Origin of the sequence: Flavobacterium plurextorum (assembly GCF_024638035.1) — a bacterium.
Lineage (GTDB): Bacteria > Bacteroidota > Bacteroidia > Flavobacteriales > Flavobacteriaceae > Flavobacterium > Flavobacterium plurextorum.
The window spans coordinates 3,484,902-3,501,422 of sequence record NZ_CP100442.1 but is presented as its reverse complement, the minus strand read 5'-3'; the positions used below and the strand labels follow the sequence as shown (position 1 = coordinate 3,501,422).

Annotated in this window: 18 protein-coding genes; 6 read left to right on the top strand and 12 right to left on the bottom strand. The window is 32.2% G+C overall.

Annotation, left to right across the window (positions count from 1 at the left end):
* Positions 1-278: 278 nt before the first annotated feature.
* The 11 genes from NLG42_RS15625 to NLG42_RS15575 form a co-directional block, all read right to left on the bottom strand.
* Positions 279-1,391 carry a FecR family protein gene (locus tag NLG42_RS15625; RefSeq protein ID WP_257681507.1) on the bottom strand — a complete coding sequence of 371 codons (1,113 nt, stop codon included), beginning with the start codon at positions 1,389-1,391 and terminating at the stop codon, positions 279-281.
* 89 nt (positions 1,392-1,480) lie between these two features.
* Positions 1,481-2,092: an RNA polymerase sigma factor gene (locus NLG42_RS15620; protein WP_257681506.1), complete on the bottom strand. Its 612-nt coding sequence runs from the start codon at positions 2,090-2,092 to the stop codon at positions 1,481-1,483.
* 325 nt (positions 2,093-2,417) lie between these two features.
* Positions 2,418-2,846, bottom strand: a complete 429-nt coding sequence (locus NLG42_RS15615; protein ID WP_089056771.1) for a hypothetical protein — start codon at positions 2,844-2,846, stop codon at positions 2,418-2,420.
* Positions 2,847-2,990: 144 nt separating this feature from the next.
* A complete protein-coding gene (gene sucD / locus NLG42_RS15610; RefSeq protein WP_089055483.1) occupies positions 2,991-3,863 on the bottom strand; it encodes a succinate--CoA ligase subunit alpha in 873 nt (290 codons plus the stop codon).
* Positions 3,864-3,949: 86 nt separating this feature from the next.
* Positions 3,950-4,312, bottom strand: a complete 363-nt coding sequence (locus NLG42_RS15605) for a nuclear transport factor 2 family protein (RefSeq protein ID WP_089055484.1) — start codon at positions 4,310-4,312, stop codon at positions 3,950-3,952.
* 1 nt (position 4,313) lies between these two features.
* On the bottom strand, positions 4,314-5,243 hold the full coding sequence (locus NLG42_RS15600) for a UDP-3-O-(3-hydroxymyristoyl)glucosamine N-acyltransferase (protein WP_089056770.1): 930 nt from the start codon (positions 5,241-5,243) through the stop codon (positions 4,314-4,316).
* A gap of 133 nt (positions 5,244-5,376) precedes the next feature.
* A complete protein-coding gene (gene efp / locus NLG42_RS15595) occupies positions 5,377-5,943 on the bottom strand; it encodes an elongation factor P (RefSeq protein WP_089055486.1) in 567 nt (188 codons plus the stop codon).
* A gap of 94 nt (positions 5,944-6,037) precedes the next feature.
* Positions 6,038-6,823, bottom strand: coding sequence for an acyl-ACP--UDP-N-acetylglucosamine O-acyltransferase (lpxA, locus tag NLG42_RS15590; protein WP_089055487.1), 786 nt, complete (start codon positions 6,821-6,823; stop codon positions 6,038-6,040).
* Positions 6,824-6,896: 73 nt separating this feature from the next.
* Positions 6,897-8,285: a bifunctional UDP-3-O-[3-hydroxymyristoyl] N-acetylglucosamine deacetylase/3-hydroxyacyl-ACP dehydratase gene (locus NLG42_RS15585; RefSeq protein WP_089055598.1), complete on the bottom strand. Its 1,389-nt coding sequence runs from the start codon at positions 8,283-8,285 to the stop codon at positions 6,897-6,899.
* On the bottom strand, positions 8,278-9,321 hold the full coding sequence (lpxD, locus tag NLG42_RS15580; RefSeq protein WP_089056769.1) for a UDP-3-O-(3-hydroxymyristoyl)glucosamine N-acyltransferase: 1,044 nt from the start codon (positions 9,319-9,321) through the stop codon (positions 8,278-8,280). Before lpxD ends, NLG42_RS15585 begins: the two co-directional genes overlap by 8 nt.
* Before the next feature lie 39 nt (positions 9,322-9,360).
* A complete protein-coding gene (locus NLG42_RS15575; RefSeq protein WP_089055489.1) occupies positions 9,361-10,590 on the bottom strand; it encodes an HD domain-containing protein in 1,230 nt (409 codons plus the stop codon).
* Positions 10,591-10,811: 221 nt separating this feature from the next.
* On the opposite strand from NLG42_RS15575, the gene porX reads away from it, so the two are divergent.
* The 6 genes from porX (at position 10,812) to NLG42_RS15545 (ending at position 15,729) form a co-directional block, all read left to right on the top strand.
* Positions 10,812-12,365 carry a T9SS response regulator signal transducer PorX gene (gene porX, locus NLG42_RS15570; protein ID WP_089056768.1) on the top strand — a complete coding sequence of 518 codons (1,554 nt, stop codon included), beginning with the start codon at positions 10,812-10,814 and terminating at the stop codon, positions 12,363-12,365.
* A gap of 100 nt (positions 12,366-12,465) precedes the next feature.
* Positions 12,466-12,873, top strand: coding sequence for a tRNA (adenosine(37)-N6)-threonylcarbamoyltransferase complex ATPase subunit type 1 TsaE (tsaE, locus tag NLG42_RS15565; RefSeq protein ID WP_099718171.1), 408 nt, complete (start codon positions 12,466-12,468; stop codon positions 12,871-12,873).
* Positions 12,874-12,907: 34 nt separating this feature from the next.
* The gene (locus NLG42_RS15560; RefSeq protein ID WP_089056766.1) at positions 12,908-13,465 is read left to right on the top strand and encodes a hypothetical protein; all 558 of its coding nucleotides are present in this window, start codon (positions 12,908-12,910) and stop codon (positions 13,463-13,465) included.
* A gap of 83 nt (positions 13,466-13,548) precedes the next feature.
* Positions 13,549-14,022, top strand: coding sequence for a GNAT family N-acetyltransferase (locus tag NLG42_RS15555; RefSeq protein ID WP_099718169.1), 474 nt, complete (start codon positions 13,549-13,551; stop codon positions 14,020-14,022).
* 84 nt (positions 14,023-14,106) lie between these two features.
* Positions 14,107-15,306, top strand: a complete 1,200-nt coding sequence (locus NLG42_RS15550; RefSeq protein WP_089056764.1) for an alanine dehydrogenase — start codon at positions 14,107-14,109, stop codon at positions 15,304-15,306.
* Positions 15,307-15,342: 36 nt separating this feature from the next.
* Positions 15,343-15,729, top strand: a complete 387-nt coding sequence (locus NLG42_RS15545; protein ID WP_089056763.1) for a DUF4258 domain-containing protein — start codon at positions 15,343-15,345, stop codon at positions 15,727-15,729.
* Between the two features lie 65 nt (positions 15,730-15,794).
* On the opposite strand, the gene NLG42_RS15540 is transcribed toward NLG42_RS15545, so the two are convergent.
* Positions 15,795-16,466: a uracil-DNA glycosylase gene (locus NLG42_RS15540; RefSeq protein ID WP_089056762.1), complete on the bottom strand. Its 672-nt coding sequence runs from the start codon at positions 16,464-16,466 to the stop codon at positions 15,795-15,797.
* Positions 16,467-16,521: the final 55 nt, after the last annotated feature.

The window sequence follows — 16,521 nt, the reverse complement described above, 5'->3', positions numbered from 1 at the left end:
TTCGAGTGTATTCTAAGAAACGAATGAATTACTCTTTACAGAGAGAAAATTCAATTTAATAAGTGTCGTGGTGTTACAGCATCACGGCACTTTTTTTTACAACATTCTTTTTCACATAGGCAGTTTCATTTTTTTTGGTTGGTTTAGTTTTTGGTTTTTTGGCTTATATTTTTAAATATGAAATAAACTACAATTAATTTCATAACTGAAAGTTTTTACATCGAAAAAGTTACAATTAGTGACAAAACATTTAAATGCAATTACAGTTGCATTAAAGATTAATTACAGCCTTGGGATGTTATAATTATCTGATTTCCGTTCATTTCAAAACTTGTACTATTCCCAATGCTTTTACAAACAATTTTTAATTTTTCGGTTAAAGGCTGATCGCTCAATGAAGTGGTTAAATGACAATCTTTTAATTTATCTTTTGGATAATCAATATCAATTAAATAAGCTTGTTCGATTGTTTCAAAAATTTGAGAAACTGGAATGTCGTTAAATTCGAAACTTAATTGTTCAATATTACCAACACTTTTTGCAAGTACTACATCTTGAGTAATATCTGTTATTTTATTAAATTTTAGATCATTACGTAAAAATCGTAAAGCTTGATTTGGAAGCAGTACAATCTCTTGTTGATCTGACTTAGAAATCATATCGTTCGACTTTACCTTAACTTTACCGGTACGAACAAGAATTTCAACATCAGGCTGATCAGAATAAGCTTTAACTCTAAAACTAGTTCCAACAACTTTTGTGATAATCTCGTTCGCATAAACGTAAAAAGGCTTAAGAGGATTTTTACTAATTTCAAAGAAACCTTCGCCGGATAAATACACCTTTCTTTCGTTTCCAGTAAAGATTTTAGGGTAACTTAATTTACTATTTGGCTGCAGTAAAACAGAGCTGCCGTCTGATAATGTAATAATTTGTGGTTTATTAGAATTATTAGTCTGCTCGACCAAACCTTCATTATTATCATCGATAAGTTCTTTGTAAGTAACTATTTTACTTTCGGAAGTAAAATAATGGTTGTAACACCAAACTGACATCAGACATAAAAGAAAAGATGCCGCAATTCCTGAAAGAAGATATCTTCTAAAAAAAGTAGTTTTTGAATCTTGCTGTGCGTTTTGAGATTCTTTCTCACGAATTTTTATCCAAGTATCTTGTAACGCTCTGTGAATATCAGATTTTGTAAGTTCACTTTCGGGAACTTTCATAGAAAGAAGCATTAATCTAGCATCTTCTACTAATTTTGCTCTCTGTTGACTTTCTAAAGTCCATTCCTCCCATCCATCTTGATCTATTTTAAACAGAATCCAGGATTGGAATGATTCATCAGATAAAAAATCTTCTATTTCGGTATATGTGTTACGTTTTTGCATCTAAAAATAAGGTTACAAAAACATAGAGGACAGCTTTCTTATTATATACTCACTAAATTGTGATTTTTTTTTATTTTTTTTTACTTAATTTAAAAAGTGCTTGAAAACAGCATTGTAATAATAGTTAAACTGCCCTTCCATTCTTTACGAAGAGTAAGTAAAGCGCGGTGCAGCAAATTATTTGCAGATTGATAATTAATATCCAGCATTTCGGCGATTTGCTCAACACTAAGTCCTTGATGGTAACGCAGATAAAGCGCTTCCTTTTGTCTTGGAGGTAATTCGTTTAGCAATTTATTCAAATGAACTACTTTCTCTTTTGTTGCATAATCATCATCCAAAAGTTCATTATCGACAGCAAATTCTAATAAAAACTCGACAGCATCTGTGCTTGCTGTTTTTCTAAAAATATGATCACGTTCATACAATCGAGCAATTCTCTTTCTTACACTTGATAGTAAATAAGCTTTTACTACAACAGAACCTTGCAATGAATTTCTATAAAGCCAAATATCTGTAAATACATCTTGCACACAATCCTGAACTTTTTCCGCATATGGAGACAGCGAGTTCCCGTAACTCACCAAATCGCTGTAGTGTCTTTCAAACAGAAGTGAAAATGATTTTTCATCACCTATTTTTAAATCATTCCAAAGTGTATTGTCATCAATAGAATTGACTGGTAAGATTCGGGTTTTCATAATTAGCAATTATTATCTAAACAAGAAGACATTTTTATTAATGCAGAGAACACATTATTTTAACATTATAATTTTATTTTGCTCGCTAAATATATAAAAGCAAATATTTAAAACCAATTATTTTACAAAAACGAAGCAGTTTCTTAATACAGAAACTGCCCTTAACTTAGACTGTGTCAGCGTTCTTAAATAAATGTTAAAAAAATATTCATTCTTTTAAAACAATAAAAAGTAAGATTTAAACTACTCAAATAATTTTACATCAACTCAATAAAAAAGCCTTACTAAAAGTAAGGCTTTGGTAATTTACATTAAGAAACAGCTTTTAGAAAGCAACATTCCATCTTGGTAATTTTCCGTTTTCATCTAAGAAATTTTGTAAAACTTGTCCTTCAACAGCAGTTGGAATTGCTTTTACATCTGCATTAAAAGTTTCATACCAAACTACTTCAAGAACAGAGATATTCTCTAATTTCATTTGCGCCGGCCAAGAGTATTTTCTTCCAGTTTTTGCAAACTGGTGTCCATTTACAATTTTATCGTATAATCCTCCGCTTTTGCTTTTAAGAGTTCCGTCATTTTGCACAGTTCCAGTAGAACCTGCCATGATTAGTTCTTTTGCATCTCCATCAATTTCGTAAACTACAAAAATCCCAGCACTTCCTTCAGGAGCATTACAAACTTCCTCTAAACTATCATTTACAGTAAAAGTAAAACTATTACTTGATTTAAACTTTTCTAATTCTTTACTCATCGTTTTTTATTTTTAAGCTCCTAAGATACTGAGACACAAAGTTGCTAAGTTTTTAATTTATATTCCAACATTTTAAAAATGTAAAAAAGTCTCAACAAAATATTGAGACTTTTTTGGAATTTGTTATTTTAAATAACTTGAAGATTATCCAAGTACTTCTTTTACTTTTTTACCAATTTCAGCTGGTGAATCAACAACATAAATACCGTTGTCTTTCATAATTTGTTTTTTAGCAGCAGCTGTATCATCAGAACCACCAACAATAGCACCTGCGTGACCCATTGTTCTACCAGCAGGAGCAGTTTCTCCAGCGATAAAACCAATAACTGGCTTACGGTTACCATCAGCTTTTACCCATCTTGCAGCATCAGCTTCTAATTGACCTCCAATTTCACCAATCATAATGATTACTTCAGTTTCTGGATCATTCATTAATAATTCAACAGCTTCTTTAGTTGTAGTTCCAATGATTGGATCTCCACCAATTCCGATAGCTGTAGTAATTCCTAAACCTTGTTTTACAACTTGGTCAGCAGCTTCGTAAGTTAAAGTTCCTGATTTAGAAACAATTCCAACTGTACCTTTTTTGAAAACGAAACCTGGCATAATACCAACTTTAGCTTCACCTGGAGTAATAACTCCTGGGCAGTTTGGTCCAATTAATCTAGAATTTCTTTCTTTAACATAATTATTTGCTTTAATCATATCTGCTACAGGAATTCCTTCTGTAATAGCAATAATTACTTTAATTCCAGCGTCAGCAGCTTCCATAATTGCATCTGCAGCAAAAGCAGGCGGTACAAAAATGATAGATGTATCAGCACCAGCTTGATCAACAGCGTCTTTTACTGTATTAAAAACTGGACGATCTAAATGGCTCGTTCCTCCTTTTCCTGGAGTAACACCACCAACAACATTAGTACCGTACTCAATCATTTGAGAAGCGTGGAAAGTTCCTTCGCTCCCTGTAAATCCTTGAACAATTATTTTGGAATCTTTATTAACTAAAACACTCATGATATATATTTTATGTAGTTTTTAAAATTGTGTTGCAAAAATAAGGTTTTGTAATGTATTTTGCCTCTTTTATTGTCAAAAAAATATTAAGAAAATTGACTCATCTGATAACCTCTATAAAGTTTGTCATCTTTTATCTGCCAAAATGCAGAAAAATGCGCAAGCAGCATCTCTTCACGAGGATTCTCAATTGTTTTTACATAGTGAGAATAACGTACTGAAACTAAATCTTCTTCAGCAATAATATGGCTGATACGTACTTTTGAACGAACATAAGCTCGACTTAGCTCATTGGCCATTTCCAGCATTGAGTCATGATTCATCTCAATATATCCTTTACTGCTATTCCACTCTAAAATAACTTCAGGATGGAGATACGTTTTAAGAATTTCACTATCAATTAAGGCATCCGACTTATAAAATTTTTGAACAAACTCTTTTATAGACATATTACTTCAATTTAGTTAGAATTTCAGGAATCTTTTTGATATTGGCTAATTGTTTTAACTTTTCTCTTGATTCTTCAATTGGTGTTCCAAAGTAAGACTTACCTCCTTCTACTGATTTCGTAACACCTGTCTGCCCCATTACAACCGCTTTTGCTCCAATTGTGATTCCGCTTGTTGTACCTACTTGTCCCCAAATAGTAACTTCATCTTCAATAATTACACAGCCGGCAATACCAGTTTGAGAAGCAATTAAACATTTTTTTCCGATAACTGTGTCATGTCCAACATGCACTTGATTATCCAATTTTGTCCCCTCTCCAATAGTTGTATCTCCAGTAACACCTTTGTCAATTGTACAAAGCGCTCCTATTCCAACATTATTTTCAATTACGACTCTACCGCCAGAAATTAACTGATCAAATCCATCAGGACGTTTTTTATAATAAAAAGCATCAGCTCCTAGTATAGTTCCTGCATGAATCATAACATTATCTCCAATTACGGTATGATCATAAATGGTAACGTTTGGATGTATTAAACAGTTTTTACCAATAGTAACATTGTTTCCAATAAAACAGTTAGGCTGAATAACAGTTCCTTCTCCAATAGTTGCAGAAAGTGCTATCGATACAGTTGTCGCTTGAAAAGGTCTAAAATGTTTGGTTAACGTATTAAAATCTCTGAAAGGATCATCAGAAATTAAAAGAGCTTTACCTTCTGGACAATCGACTTTTTTATTAATTAAAACAATAGTCGCGGCAGATTGTAAAGCTTTGTCATAATACTTCGGGTGGTCAACAAAAACGATATCTCCTGGTTCTACAACATGAATTTCGTTCATGCCTAAAACGGGAAAGTTTTTATCACCAATAAATTCGCAGTTAAGCAAATTTGCAATTTCTTCTAAAGAGTGAACTTTTGGAAATTTCATATTTTATAATTAGAAAATTTGTCAATTAGAGAATGTGTCAATTAGAAAATGAGTCAATTAGAAAACAAAATTATTCAACTTTTGCTGTATCAATTTTCTAATTGACTCATTGACAAATTATCTAATACATAAACTACTCTTTTACACGCTCCATGTAAGAACCTGAAGCTGTATCAATTTTAATTTTATCTCCTTCGTTGATAAACAACGGAACGTTTACTGACGCACCAGTTTCTACCGTAGCAGATTTAGTTGCATTTGTAGCTGTATTTCCTTTTACTCCCGGCTCTGCGTAAGTAACTTCAAGAATTACAGACCCCGGCATATCTACTGATAAAGGCAAATCAGTTTCAGTATTAATCTGAACCATTACATTTGTACCTTCTTTCAATAATCCTGGAGCATCTAAGATATTCTTGTTTAAAGAAATCTGCTCAAAAGTTTCAGCATTCATGAAGTGAAACTCATCTCCTTCAGCATATAAAAACTGAAAAGTATGTGTTTCAACACGAACATCTTCGATCTTATGTCCAGCAGAAAATGTATTGTCTAATACTTTTCCTGTTGTTAAACTTTTTAATTTAGTTCTTACGAAAGCTGGACCTTTTCCAGGTTTTACGTGAAGAAATTCGATGATTTTATAGATATCGTGATTAAATTTAATACACAATCCGTTTCTAATATCTGATGTAGATGCCATTTTACTTTGTTTTATTTAATTTTTTGTTGAATCGTTTAATCGTTGATTTGTTTTCGAATAAACGATTAAACAAATAAACAATTAAATTTTATTTTTAATAGTTTCCTGAATAACCTTTCATAATTCCTCGTGATGAATTTCTAATAAAATCTAGAATTTCATCTCTCTCAGGAGTAGCTTCCATTTCGGCTTCAATAATACTTAAAGCCTGTGTTGTATTGTAATTTTTTTGATATAGAATTCTGTAAATTTCTTGAATTTCTCTGATTTTATCTGTACTGAAACCTCTTCTTCTTAAACCTACAGAGTTAATTCCAACATAAGATAATGGTTCCTTTGCCGCTTTTGTGTAAGGCGGAACATCTTTTCTAACCAATGATCCACCAGAAATCATAGCATGATCTCCAATATGAATAAATTGATGAATAGCAGCCAAACCGCCAATAACTGCGTGATTACCAACGACTACGTGACCTGCTAAAGCAACTCCATTTACAATAATTGCATTGTTACCAATTTCGCAATCGTGCGCAATATGAGCATAAGCCATTACTAAACAATTGTTTCCAAGAATAGTTTGTCCTGAAGCAACTGTACCTCTATTGATAGTAACGCACTCTCTAATTGTACAATTATCTCCAATAATAGCAAGAGAATCTTCGCCGCCAAATTTTAAATCCTGCGGCACAGCTGAAATTACAGCACCAGGAAAAATATTGCAATTTTTACCAATACGGGCACCTTCCATGATGGTTACATTTGAACCAATCCAAGTACCATCACCAATAACAACATTATTGTGAATTGTTGTAAAAGGCTCAATTACAACGTTTTTAGCGATTTTAGCGCCAGGATGAACATATGCTAATGGTTGATTCATCTATGTTTTATATTTTAAATTAAAATAATCTAATTTGGGGCAGTAAACCTAAACAATAAAATTGATTAATTTATTATTGTTTTCTTGCGATTTGTGCCATTAATTCTGCCTCAGTAACTAATTTTCCGTTTGCATAAGCATTTGCCTGCATATGGCAGATTCCTCTTCTGATAGGAGAAATAAGCTCACATTTGAAAATTAATGTATCACCCGGCAATACTTTGTGCTTGAACTTAACATTGTCAATTTTCATGAAATATGTTAAATAGTTTTCAGGGTCTGGAACTGTACTTAATACTAAAATTCCTCCTGTTTGCGCCATTGCTTCAACAATTAAAACACCCGGCATTACTGGAGCTTCAGGAAAGTGACCTACGAAGAAATTTTCATTCATAGTAACATTCTTCAAACCAACAACATGACGATCAGACATTTCAATAATTCTGTCGATCAATAAAAATGGAGGTCTGTGAGGAAGCATTGCCATGATTTTATGGATATCCATTAATGGCTCTTGGTTTAAATCATAAACTGGAACATGATTTCTCTGTTCGATTTTAATGATTTTTGCCAATTTTTTAGCAAACTGAGTATTCACATAGTGACCTGGTTTATTTGCAATGATTTTTCCTTGAATACGAACTCCAATAAGAGATAAATCACCAATAACATCAAGTAGTTTGTGTCTAGCAGCTTCGTTTGGATAATGTAAAGTCAGATTATCTAAAACACCATTTGGCTTAACAGAAATCTCATCTTTACCAAAAGCTTTCTTTAAATTAGCCATTGTAGTTTCAGAAATTTCTTTATCTACATATACAATTGCATTATTTAAATCACCGCCTTTAATTAATCCGTGCTCTAATAATGACTCTAATTCATGTAAAAAACTGAAAGTTCTTGAATTAGCAATTTCATTTTTAAAGTCAGCTATGCTTTTTAGTGTAGCATTCTGTGTTCCTAGTACTTTTGTACCAAAATCCACCATAGTTGTTACTTGATAGTCATCACTTGGCATTACCAGAATTTCACTTCCAGTTGCTTCATCAGTAAATGAGATAACTTCTTTTACAACATAAACATTACGACTGGCATCTTGTTCTTCGATTCCAGCTTTTTCAATTGCTTCAACAAAATATATTGATGAACCATCCATGATAGGAAGTTCAGAGGCATTTAATTCAATAATAATATTGTCCAAATCGCAGCCAACTAATGCAGCTAAAACGTGTTCTGGAGTCTGTATCTTAACACCTAATTTTTCTAAGTTAGTACCTCTTTGTGTATTAACAACATAATTAGCATCAGCCTCAATGACTGGCTGACCTTGCAAATCAACTCTGACAAAAGTGAAACCGTTATTAATTGGAGCTGGTTTAAAAGTCATTGTAACTTCTTTTCCAGTGTGTAATCCAACTCCTGTTAGTGAAATTTCATTTTTGATGGTCTTCTGTTTAACCATTATTTCCATTTTTTGGGTTTATTATTTGTTTTTTTAATTCTTCCAGTTCGGCAACAATCTTAGGAAAGTTCTTAAAATGAACATACGATTTATTAAAATCTGTATATCCAAGTGACGGTGTTCCTTGCAGAATTTCATCGTCTTTAATGTTTCTAGCAACCCCAGACTGTGCCTGAAGCCTAACATTGTTTCCTATTATTAAGTGGCCTGCTATACCAACCTGCCCGCCAATCATACAGTTTTCGCCAATTTTAGTAGAACCTGCAACACCGCTTTGAGCAGCAATCACAGTATTTTTACCAATCTCTACATTATGAGCGATCTGAATTTGATTGTCTAATTTAACTCCTTGTCTAATAATTGTAGAACCCAGAGTTGCTCTGTCGATCGTAGTATTAGCACCAATGTCAACATTATCTTCAATAATAACATTACCAATTTGCGGTACTTTACTATAAACTCCTTCTTCATTTGGCACAAAACCAAAACCATCTGCACCTATTATAGTACCTGAATGAATTGTACAATTGTTTCCAATTACTGTCTCCGAATATATTTTTGCGCCTGCAAAAATACATACATTGTCACCAATAACTACATTGTCACCAATAAAACTGTTTGGGTAAATTTTTACATTATTACCTAAAACAACATTTTGTCCTATATAACTAAAGCTTCCCAAATATAGATTTTCACCATATTTAGTTCCTTCTGTCATAAAAGAGTTCGCTTCAATTCCGCTCTTATTCAATTTTACTTGATTGTAAAAGTGTAAAAGTTTAGAGAAAGAAGCATAAGCATCTTCTACTTTTATTAAAGTTGTAGTAATTTCCTGCTCAGGTATAAAGCTGTCGTTAACAATTGTAACGCTTGCTTTTGTAGTATATATGTAATTGATATATTTGGGATTAGCCAAAAAAGTAAGCGATCCTTCCTCGCCCTCCTCTATCTTAGAAAGCCTAGAAACTTCTGCATTGGGATTCCCAACAACTTCTCCTTCTAAAATTCCCGCTATTTGTTCTGCTGTAAATTTCATCGCGACAAAAATATAAAAAATAGATTTTAAATGTTAATTTTAGATAAGTTGTTTTGGAAAACAGATGTAATATTTTGTCACCAATTTAGATAACGATTTCAAATTCAACTGATCAGAGGCTTCTACAACATCTTCAATTGTTTTATCTTTTTTCAAAATTCGAATCGGTTCCGCTTCTTTACTATAAGCCTGATTCTTAATTTTTCCTCTAAATATAAAGTAACCTGCTTCTAACTGTGAAATATGATGTTCTTCAGCAAATTCTTCTTTTAAAGATTGTGATTCTTCCATCGGAATTTTCTCTGCGCTCAGCTTTATCTTCAATAAATCTCTGTTAATAAGCATTTTACTTAAAGTAGAAAGAATAAAATCATCCTGTTTCTGCCATGCCTTAAGCGCACTTATAATATCAAAATCATCTAATTGAGAAAACAAATCCAATTTTTCAGCATCAAAATCTTCAATTGTAATTTTGTTTTGCATGAAATACAAAAGCGGCTCACTGCAAGGCAGTTTAACTCCTTTTAAAGTCAATTCTTTTGCTCTTTTTAAAACTTTCATCAAAATCAACTCAGCCACCAAACTTGTTTTATGCAAGTAAGCCTGCCAATACATCAATCTTCTTGAAAGTAAAAATTTCTCTACCGAATAAATCCCTTTTTCTTCAATTACCAAAACACCGTCAACCACATTCATCATCTGAATTAAACGCTCAGAGTTAACATTTCCTTCGGCAACACCAGTATAAAAACTGTCACGTTTTAGATAATCCATGCGATCCATATCCAACTGACTTGAAATCAATTGAAGCATAAACTTTCTATGATAATCCCCTTTAAAAACTTGAATGGCCAAACTTAATTTTCCGTCAAATTCATCATTTAACTGATTCATGAATAACAATGAAATAGCTTCATGATTTACATCTTCAACAATACTTTTTTCCATAGCATGCGAAAATGGCCCGTGTCCAATGTCATGCAGTAAAATTGCAATATAAAGCGCACTCTCTTCTTCTCCAGAAATCGCAACTCCTTTAAATCTAAGCGTATCTACAGCTTTCTGCATTAAATGCATACAGCCAAGAGCATGATGAAAACGTGTGTGATTTGCTCCCGGATAAACCAAATACGACATTCCCATTTGCGAAATACGACGCAAACGCTGAAAATACGGATGCTGAATTAAATCATAAATAAGTTCGTTCGGGATAGATATAAACCCGTAAATAGGGTCGTTGAATATTTTAAGTTTGTTATAATGAGTCACTAGTTGGCTATTTTTTGGTCAACAAATATAAGTAATTAACCATAAACAGGTTTTAGTTTTTAACTTAAAATATTGATATTTAACATCAGTATTTTCTTAAATTTCAAGAATAGAGAAAAATCAAAGTAGAATTAATTTATATTTAACATTCCTAATTTTATACTATTTTTAATACTTTTTAAGTTCTATACTTCTAAATTGCATTAAAATTAAACTCGTTTATGGACAAAATAAAAATACTTTGGGTCGACGATGAAATCGATCTTCTAAAGCCACATATATTATTCCTCGAAAAAAAGAATTACGCTGTAACAACCTGTAACAATGGTCTTGACGCAATTGCTTTATTTGAGGAAGACAACTTTGATATTGTTTTTTTGGATGAAAATATGCCTGGAATGAGCGGCTTAGAAACGCTTTCAGAAATGAAAGAAAAAAAGTCAGCTATTCCTATGATTATGATCACTAAAAGTGAAGAGGAATACATAATGGAAGAAGCAATTGGATCTAAAATTGCCGATTACTTAATTAAACCTGTAAATCCAAATCAGATTTTATTGAGTTTAAAGAAAAACTTAGATGATTCAAGATTGATTTCGGAGAAAACAACTTTAGATTATCAAAAAGAATTCAGGAAAATTTCGATGGAATTAGCAATGGTTAATTCTTATGAAGACTGGGTTGAACTTTATAAAAAACTGCTTTTTTGGGAATTAAAACTAGAAAATATCAACGATCAGGCGATGATTGAAATTCTAGAATCTCAAAAAGTAGAAGCCAATTCACAATTCGGAAAATTCATTGAACGAAATTACGAAGATTGGTTCACTCCAAAAGCCGACAAACCAATTCAGTCTCACAATTTATTCAAAGAATTAGTCGTTCCAGAACTTAAAAAGAAAGACAAACCAATTCTATTTGTTGTGATCGACAACCTTCGATACGACCAATGGAAATCTTTTGAAACTGTAATTTCTAACTATTACAAATTAGAAAAAGAAGTTCCGTATTTTTCAATTCTGCCAACAGCTACACAATATGCAAGAAATGCTATTTTCTCTGGTTTAATGCCTTTGGATATGGAAAAACAATTTCCGCAATATTGGAAAAATGACGTAGAAGATGGCGGAAAAAACCTGTATGAAGCAGAATTTTTATCGGCACAATTAAAACGTCTGGGTTTAAATATTAAAGAAGACTATTTTAAAATCACCAATTATGCCGGCGGTAAAAAATTAGCAGAAAACTTCAAAGCTTTAAAAACAAATGATTTAGTAACAGTGGTTTACAACTTTGTAGATATGCTGTCGCATGCAAAAACAGAAATGGAAGTTGTAAAAGAATTAGCTTCGGATGATAAAGCATATCGTTCTTTAACATTAAGCTGGTTCAAAAATTCTCCGTTATTAGAAATCATTCAACAGGCACAACTTTTAGGCTTTAAATTAATTCTGACAACAGATCACGGAACTATTAATGTGAAAAATCCGTCGAAAGTTGTAGGAGATAAAAATACCAGTCTAAACTTGCGTTATAAAACGGGCCGCAGTTTAACCTATGAACAAAAAGATGTTTACGTAGTAAAGGAGCCAAAAACAATTGGTTTACCCGCAATAAACATGAGTAGTTCGTTTATTTTTGCCAAAAATGATTTTTTTCTGGCGTATGTAAACAACTACAATCATTATGTAAGTTATTACAAAAACACCTATCAACACGGAGGAATTTCATTAGAAGAAATGATTATTCCGTTTTTGGTCTTTAACCCGAAATAAAAAAATATCTCCTCGAATTTCATGAATTTTTATTTTATGTCAAAAAAGTAAATTTTAATTCGTGAAAATTTGTGAAATTCGTGGCAAAAATAACATAACAATGAACATCGTTTTTTCTTTAGATCAAATTCAAGAAGCAGCAACACAAATTTTAGCTTCAAATCCTAAAAAAATCATTCTTTTTAATGGTGAAATGGGCGTTGGAAAAACTACTTTAATCAAGCAGTTATGCAAAAATTTAGGCGTTAAAGATGCTACCAGCAGTCCTACTTTTTCATTGGTTAACGAATATTACACTTCTGACAATCAAATTGTTTATCATTTTGACTTTTACCGTTTAAACAAAGAAACAGAAGCGCTGGATATGGGCGTTGATGATTATTTATACTCTGGAAACTGGTGTTTTATAGAATGGTCTGAGAAAATTGCAAATCTGCTTCCAGAAGACACATCAACTATTACAATTGAGTTATTGGCAGACGGAAAAAGAGAATTGAAATTGATATAAATTTTAAAACGGTCTTAGAAACAATCAAATAACATTGAAAAAGAAATTAATTATTTTATTAGGGTCTATCTTTATCTTAATTGGACTTTTCTTCTTGTTTGTTGTTGGTATTACAACAGATTTTATATCAGATGAAATTGAAGCTTCTGAAATTGCAAAATGCAAAGAAATCGTTAGTATTATTGATCGAAATAGTAATTTTATAAAAGATAGTATTTCTCTAAATGCAGATGGAGACGGAAAATGTATAAGATATTACATCGAAAACAACGAAGATATTTCTAAACTATTCTCAAAAATTAATATTCAAGATAAACAGAAATTTCAGCAATTGCTTAATACTAAATTTTGCCAATACATCGAAATTAGCGAAGCGAAAAATTGCATTATGTTTTGCATTAAAACATCTGAACATGATTACAGCATTGTAGGAGCCTATAAAAAAATGTTCATAATCTATGAAAAAGATCCCATTTGTAATTGCAAAGACAATCCAATTGGATATCCAAATTATCCAGAATATGTAAAAGTGCTCTCAAAAAATTGGTATCAGACAAAAGTAAATGTATCGAAAAGGCATTTTGGATGTTAAGCACTTCTAAATCTGGAAGATCTACATTTATCTTTAAAATTTTCAACTCAACTGCATAAACTTAATATGCAAAAAATGCAACTATGAAATCCGAAAATACCGTAGAAATAATTCCTTTTTCAGAAGATCTGAAAGAGCATATTAAAACTTTAAATATAGCTTGGTTAACCAAATATTTTAAAGTTGAAGAAAAAGATAAAGTAACACTTTCAAATCCGCAGGAAGAAATTATCGAAAAAGGCGGAATGATTTTCTACGCGAAATATAATGACGAAATTATTGGAACGGTTTCTTTACTAAAAGTTGACGATTCAACATTCGAATTAAGCAAAATGGCTGTTTCAGATAATGCTCAAGGATTAGGAATTGGTAACAAATTACTTGAACACTGTATCGATATTGCGAAAGAAAATGACATAAAAAAACTCTTTTTATACTCTAATACAACTTTACTTCCTGCAATTCATCTGTATAAAAAATTTGGCTTCGTAGAAATCCCTTTAGAAGCAGGGGTTTACAAAAGAGCCGACATTAAAATGGAGAAAATAATATCTTAACATTTGACCTTAGTATTAGCAGAATTTTTACACTAATTCTAAAACTTTTTACGTAATTTGTACTCTTAATTTTTTGCATAACTCATGTCAATTACCTTAACTCCGTTTACAAAGCAACAATTAATTCCGCAAGAAGAAAAACTTGAGGTTGGTCGTTTTAAAAGAGAACTTTTTATAGGAATTCCAAAAGAAACCAGCTATCAGGAAAGGCGTATCTGTCTGACTCCCGATGCCGTGAATTCTTTAACTTATGAAGGTCATCGCGTAATGATAGAATCTGGAGCTGGAGAAAGTTCGAGTTATACAGATAAAGAATATTCTGATGCTGGTGCAGAAATTACTAAAGATACCAAAAGGGTTTTTGGTTGTCCGCTTTTATTAAAAGTAGAACCGCCGACTTTAGCCGAAATCGAAATGATAAATCCAGAAACTATTATCATTTCGGCAATTCAATTAAAAACAAAAAAAAGATCTTACTTTGAAGCTTTAGCGCAAAAAAAGATTACAGCATTAGCTTTTGAATATATTAAAGATGAAGACGGCACTTATCCTGCTGTAAAATCTTTAAGTGAAATTGCTGGAACAGCTTCAATACTTATTGCTGCCGAATTAATGATTACGGATGAATTTGGAAAAGGACTTTTATTTGGTAACATTACCGGCGTCCCTCCTACCGAAGTAGTAATTTTAGGTGCGGGAACTGTTGGTGAATTTGCTGCAAAAACCGCAATTGGACTTGGCGCAAGCGTAAAAGTATTCGATAATTCTATCACTAAATTACGCCGACTGCAGAATAATTTAAGCCAGCGTATTTTCACTTCTACAATTCAGCAAAAAGCATTATTAAAAGCTTTAAGACGTTGTGATGTTGCAATTGGCGCTATGCGAGGCAAAGAACGCTGCCCAATTATTGTTACCGAAACTATGGTAGAGCACATGAAAAAAGGCGCTGTTATTGTTGATGTTAGTATCGACACTGGCGGCTGTTTTGAAAGTTCTGAAGTAACAACACACGAAAAGCCAACTTTTATCAAAAACAACGTTTTGCACTATTGTGTGCCAAACATTCCTTCTCGTTATTCAAAAACTGCCTCGTTATCAATAAGTAATATACTTTCTCCTTATCTTCATCAAATTGCTGAAGACGGCGGATTAGAGAGTGCGATCAGATGCAACAAAGGGCTTAAAAACGGAATTTATTTATACCACGGAATTCTAACAAATAAAGCAATTGGCGACTGGTTTGATCTGCCAGACAACGATATTAATTTACTTGTATTTTAAAGGAACTTTAATGTACCTTTGCAAAAATTTTATTTCATGAAGTTCGTACACCGTTTTGCATATTATTTGATTGGTTTAGTAATGGGTTGTTTTGTTGTAGCCCTTATTTTTAGTGGTAAAGATACTCGTTGCAACTATTTTCCAAATGCCAGAGTTTTAAATGATTTAAGAACAAAACCTTTTCAATATTCTGATAAAGCCGTTCAGACTTTAAATGAAAAATGGGTTGATACTGCCGATGTAAAAAATACATTGACGTATGGCGACGTTGATTTTGACCAAAGTAATGTTCCATTCAAAAATGGAAAAGTATATATTATTGAAGGAAAAACAGCTAAAAATCAAGAGATTATTTTAAAAGTAGTAAACTACGAAAAGAAAGCTGTTTTAGAAGAAATCACAAAGAAACCAGCAGATAAATAGCCGGTAAAAGGAATGCTTTGTCATTTCGATCCCGAAGCCTCCGGAGAGAAATGACAAGATCAATCTCACAACCATTCTATTTCTTTAATCCCTTTTGACTTTAGAAAAGCATTTGTTTGGCTGAAATGCTTATTTCCAAACCATTTTCCTTGATTTGCACTCATAGGAGACGGATGGCCTGATTCTAAAATATAATGTTTAGAGCGATCTATTTTTAATCCTTTTTTCTGAGCAAAACTTCCCCACAATAGAAAAACAACATTTTCTTTTTGGTCAGAAACAGCTTGAATTACAGCATCTGTAAAGAGATTCCATTTTAAATGTTTGTGACTATTTGGACTGTCTTTACGAACCGTCAGCGAAGCATTTAGAAGTAAAATTCCCTGCTTTGCCCATTTTTCAAGATTTCCTGATGAAGGCATAAAAATCGAATCCAAATCAGTATTTATTTCTCTGAAAATATTGCGAAGTGACGGCGGAATTTTTACCGTATCATTTACTGAAAAACTCAAACCATTAGCTTCCCCATCTCCATGATAAGGATCTTGACCAATAATTACAATTTTCAAATCGGTAAAACTGCAATTATTAAAAGCGGAAAAAATCAATTCAGCCGGAGGAAAACAAGTATGCGTTTTATACTCAACATCTAAAGTCTCCATTAAGCCTGTAAAATAAGGTTTTTGAATTTCGTCTTTTAAAACGTCTTGCCAATCTTGAGATAAATTAATTTTCATTTTAAAATTTTATTACAAATTACGCAAAGTTTTTTTCAAACTACTAATCAATAGT

Coding starts and splice junctions, on each gene's coding strand:
- NLG42_RS15585 (WP_089055598.1), bottom strand. CDS start 8,285: ATGGTTAAACAGAAGACCATCAAAAATGAAATTTCACTAACAGGAGTT.
- efp (WP_089055486.1), bottom strand. CDS start 5,943: ATGGCATCTACATCAGATATTAGAAACGGATTGTGTATTAAATTTAAT.
- NLG42_RS15540 (WP_089056762.1), bottom strand. CDS start 16,466: ATGAAAATTAATTTATCTCAAGATTGGCAAGACGTTTTAAAAGACGAA.
- NLG42_RS15615 (WP_089056771.1), bottom strand. CDS start 2,846: ATGAGTAAAGAATTAGAAAAGTTTAAATCAAGTAATAGTTTTACTTTT.
- tsaE (WP_099718171.1), top strand. CDS start 12,466: ATGAACATCGTTTTTTCTTTAGATCAAATTCAAGAAGCAGCAACACAA.
- lpxD (WP_089056769.1), bottom strand. CDS start 9,321: ATGAAATTTACAGCAGAACAAATAGCGGGAATTTTAGAAGGAGAAGTT.
- NLG42_RS15620 (WP_257681506.1), bottom strand. CDS start 2,092: ATGAAAACCCGAATCTTACCAGTCAATTCTATTGATGACAATACACTT.
- NLG42_RS15555 (WP_099718169.1), top strand. CDS start 13,549: ATGAAATCCGAAAATACCGTAGAAATAATTCCTTTTTCAGAAGATCTG.
- lpxA (WP_089055487.1), bottom strand. CDS start 6,823: ATGAATCAACCATTAGCATATGTTCATCCTGGCGCTAAAATCGCTAAA.
- porX (WP_089056768.1), top strand. CDS start 10,812: ATGGACAAAATAAAAATACTTTGGGTCGACGATGAAATCGATCTTCTA.
- NLG42_RS15600 (WP_089056770.1), bottom strand. CDS start 5,243: ATGAAATTTCCAAAAGTTCACTCTTTAGAAGAAATTGCAAATTTGCTT.
- sucD (WP_089055483.1), bottom strand. CDS start 3,863: ATGAGTGTTTTAGTTAATAAAGATTCCAAAATAATTGTTCAAGGATTT.
- NLG42_RS15625 (WP_257681507.1), bottom strand. CDS start 1,391: ATGCAAAAACGTAACACATATACCGAAATAGAAGATTTTTTATCTGAT.
- NLG42_RS15605 (WP_089055484.1), bottom strand. CDS start 4,312: ATGTCTATAAAAGAGTTTGTTCAAAAATTTTATAAGTCGGATGCCTTA.
- NLG42_RS15550 (WP_089056764.1), top strand. CDS start 14,107: ATGTCAATTACCTTAACTCCGTTTACAAAGCAACAATTAATTCCGCAA.
- NLG42_RS15545 (WP_089056763.1), top strand. CDS start 15,343: ATGAAGTTCGTACACCGTTTTGCATATTATTTGATTGGTTTAGTAATG.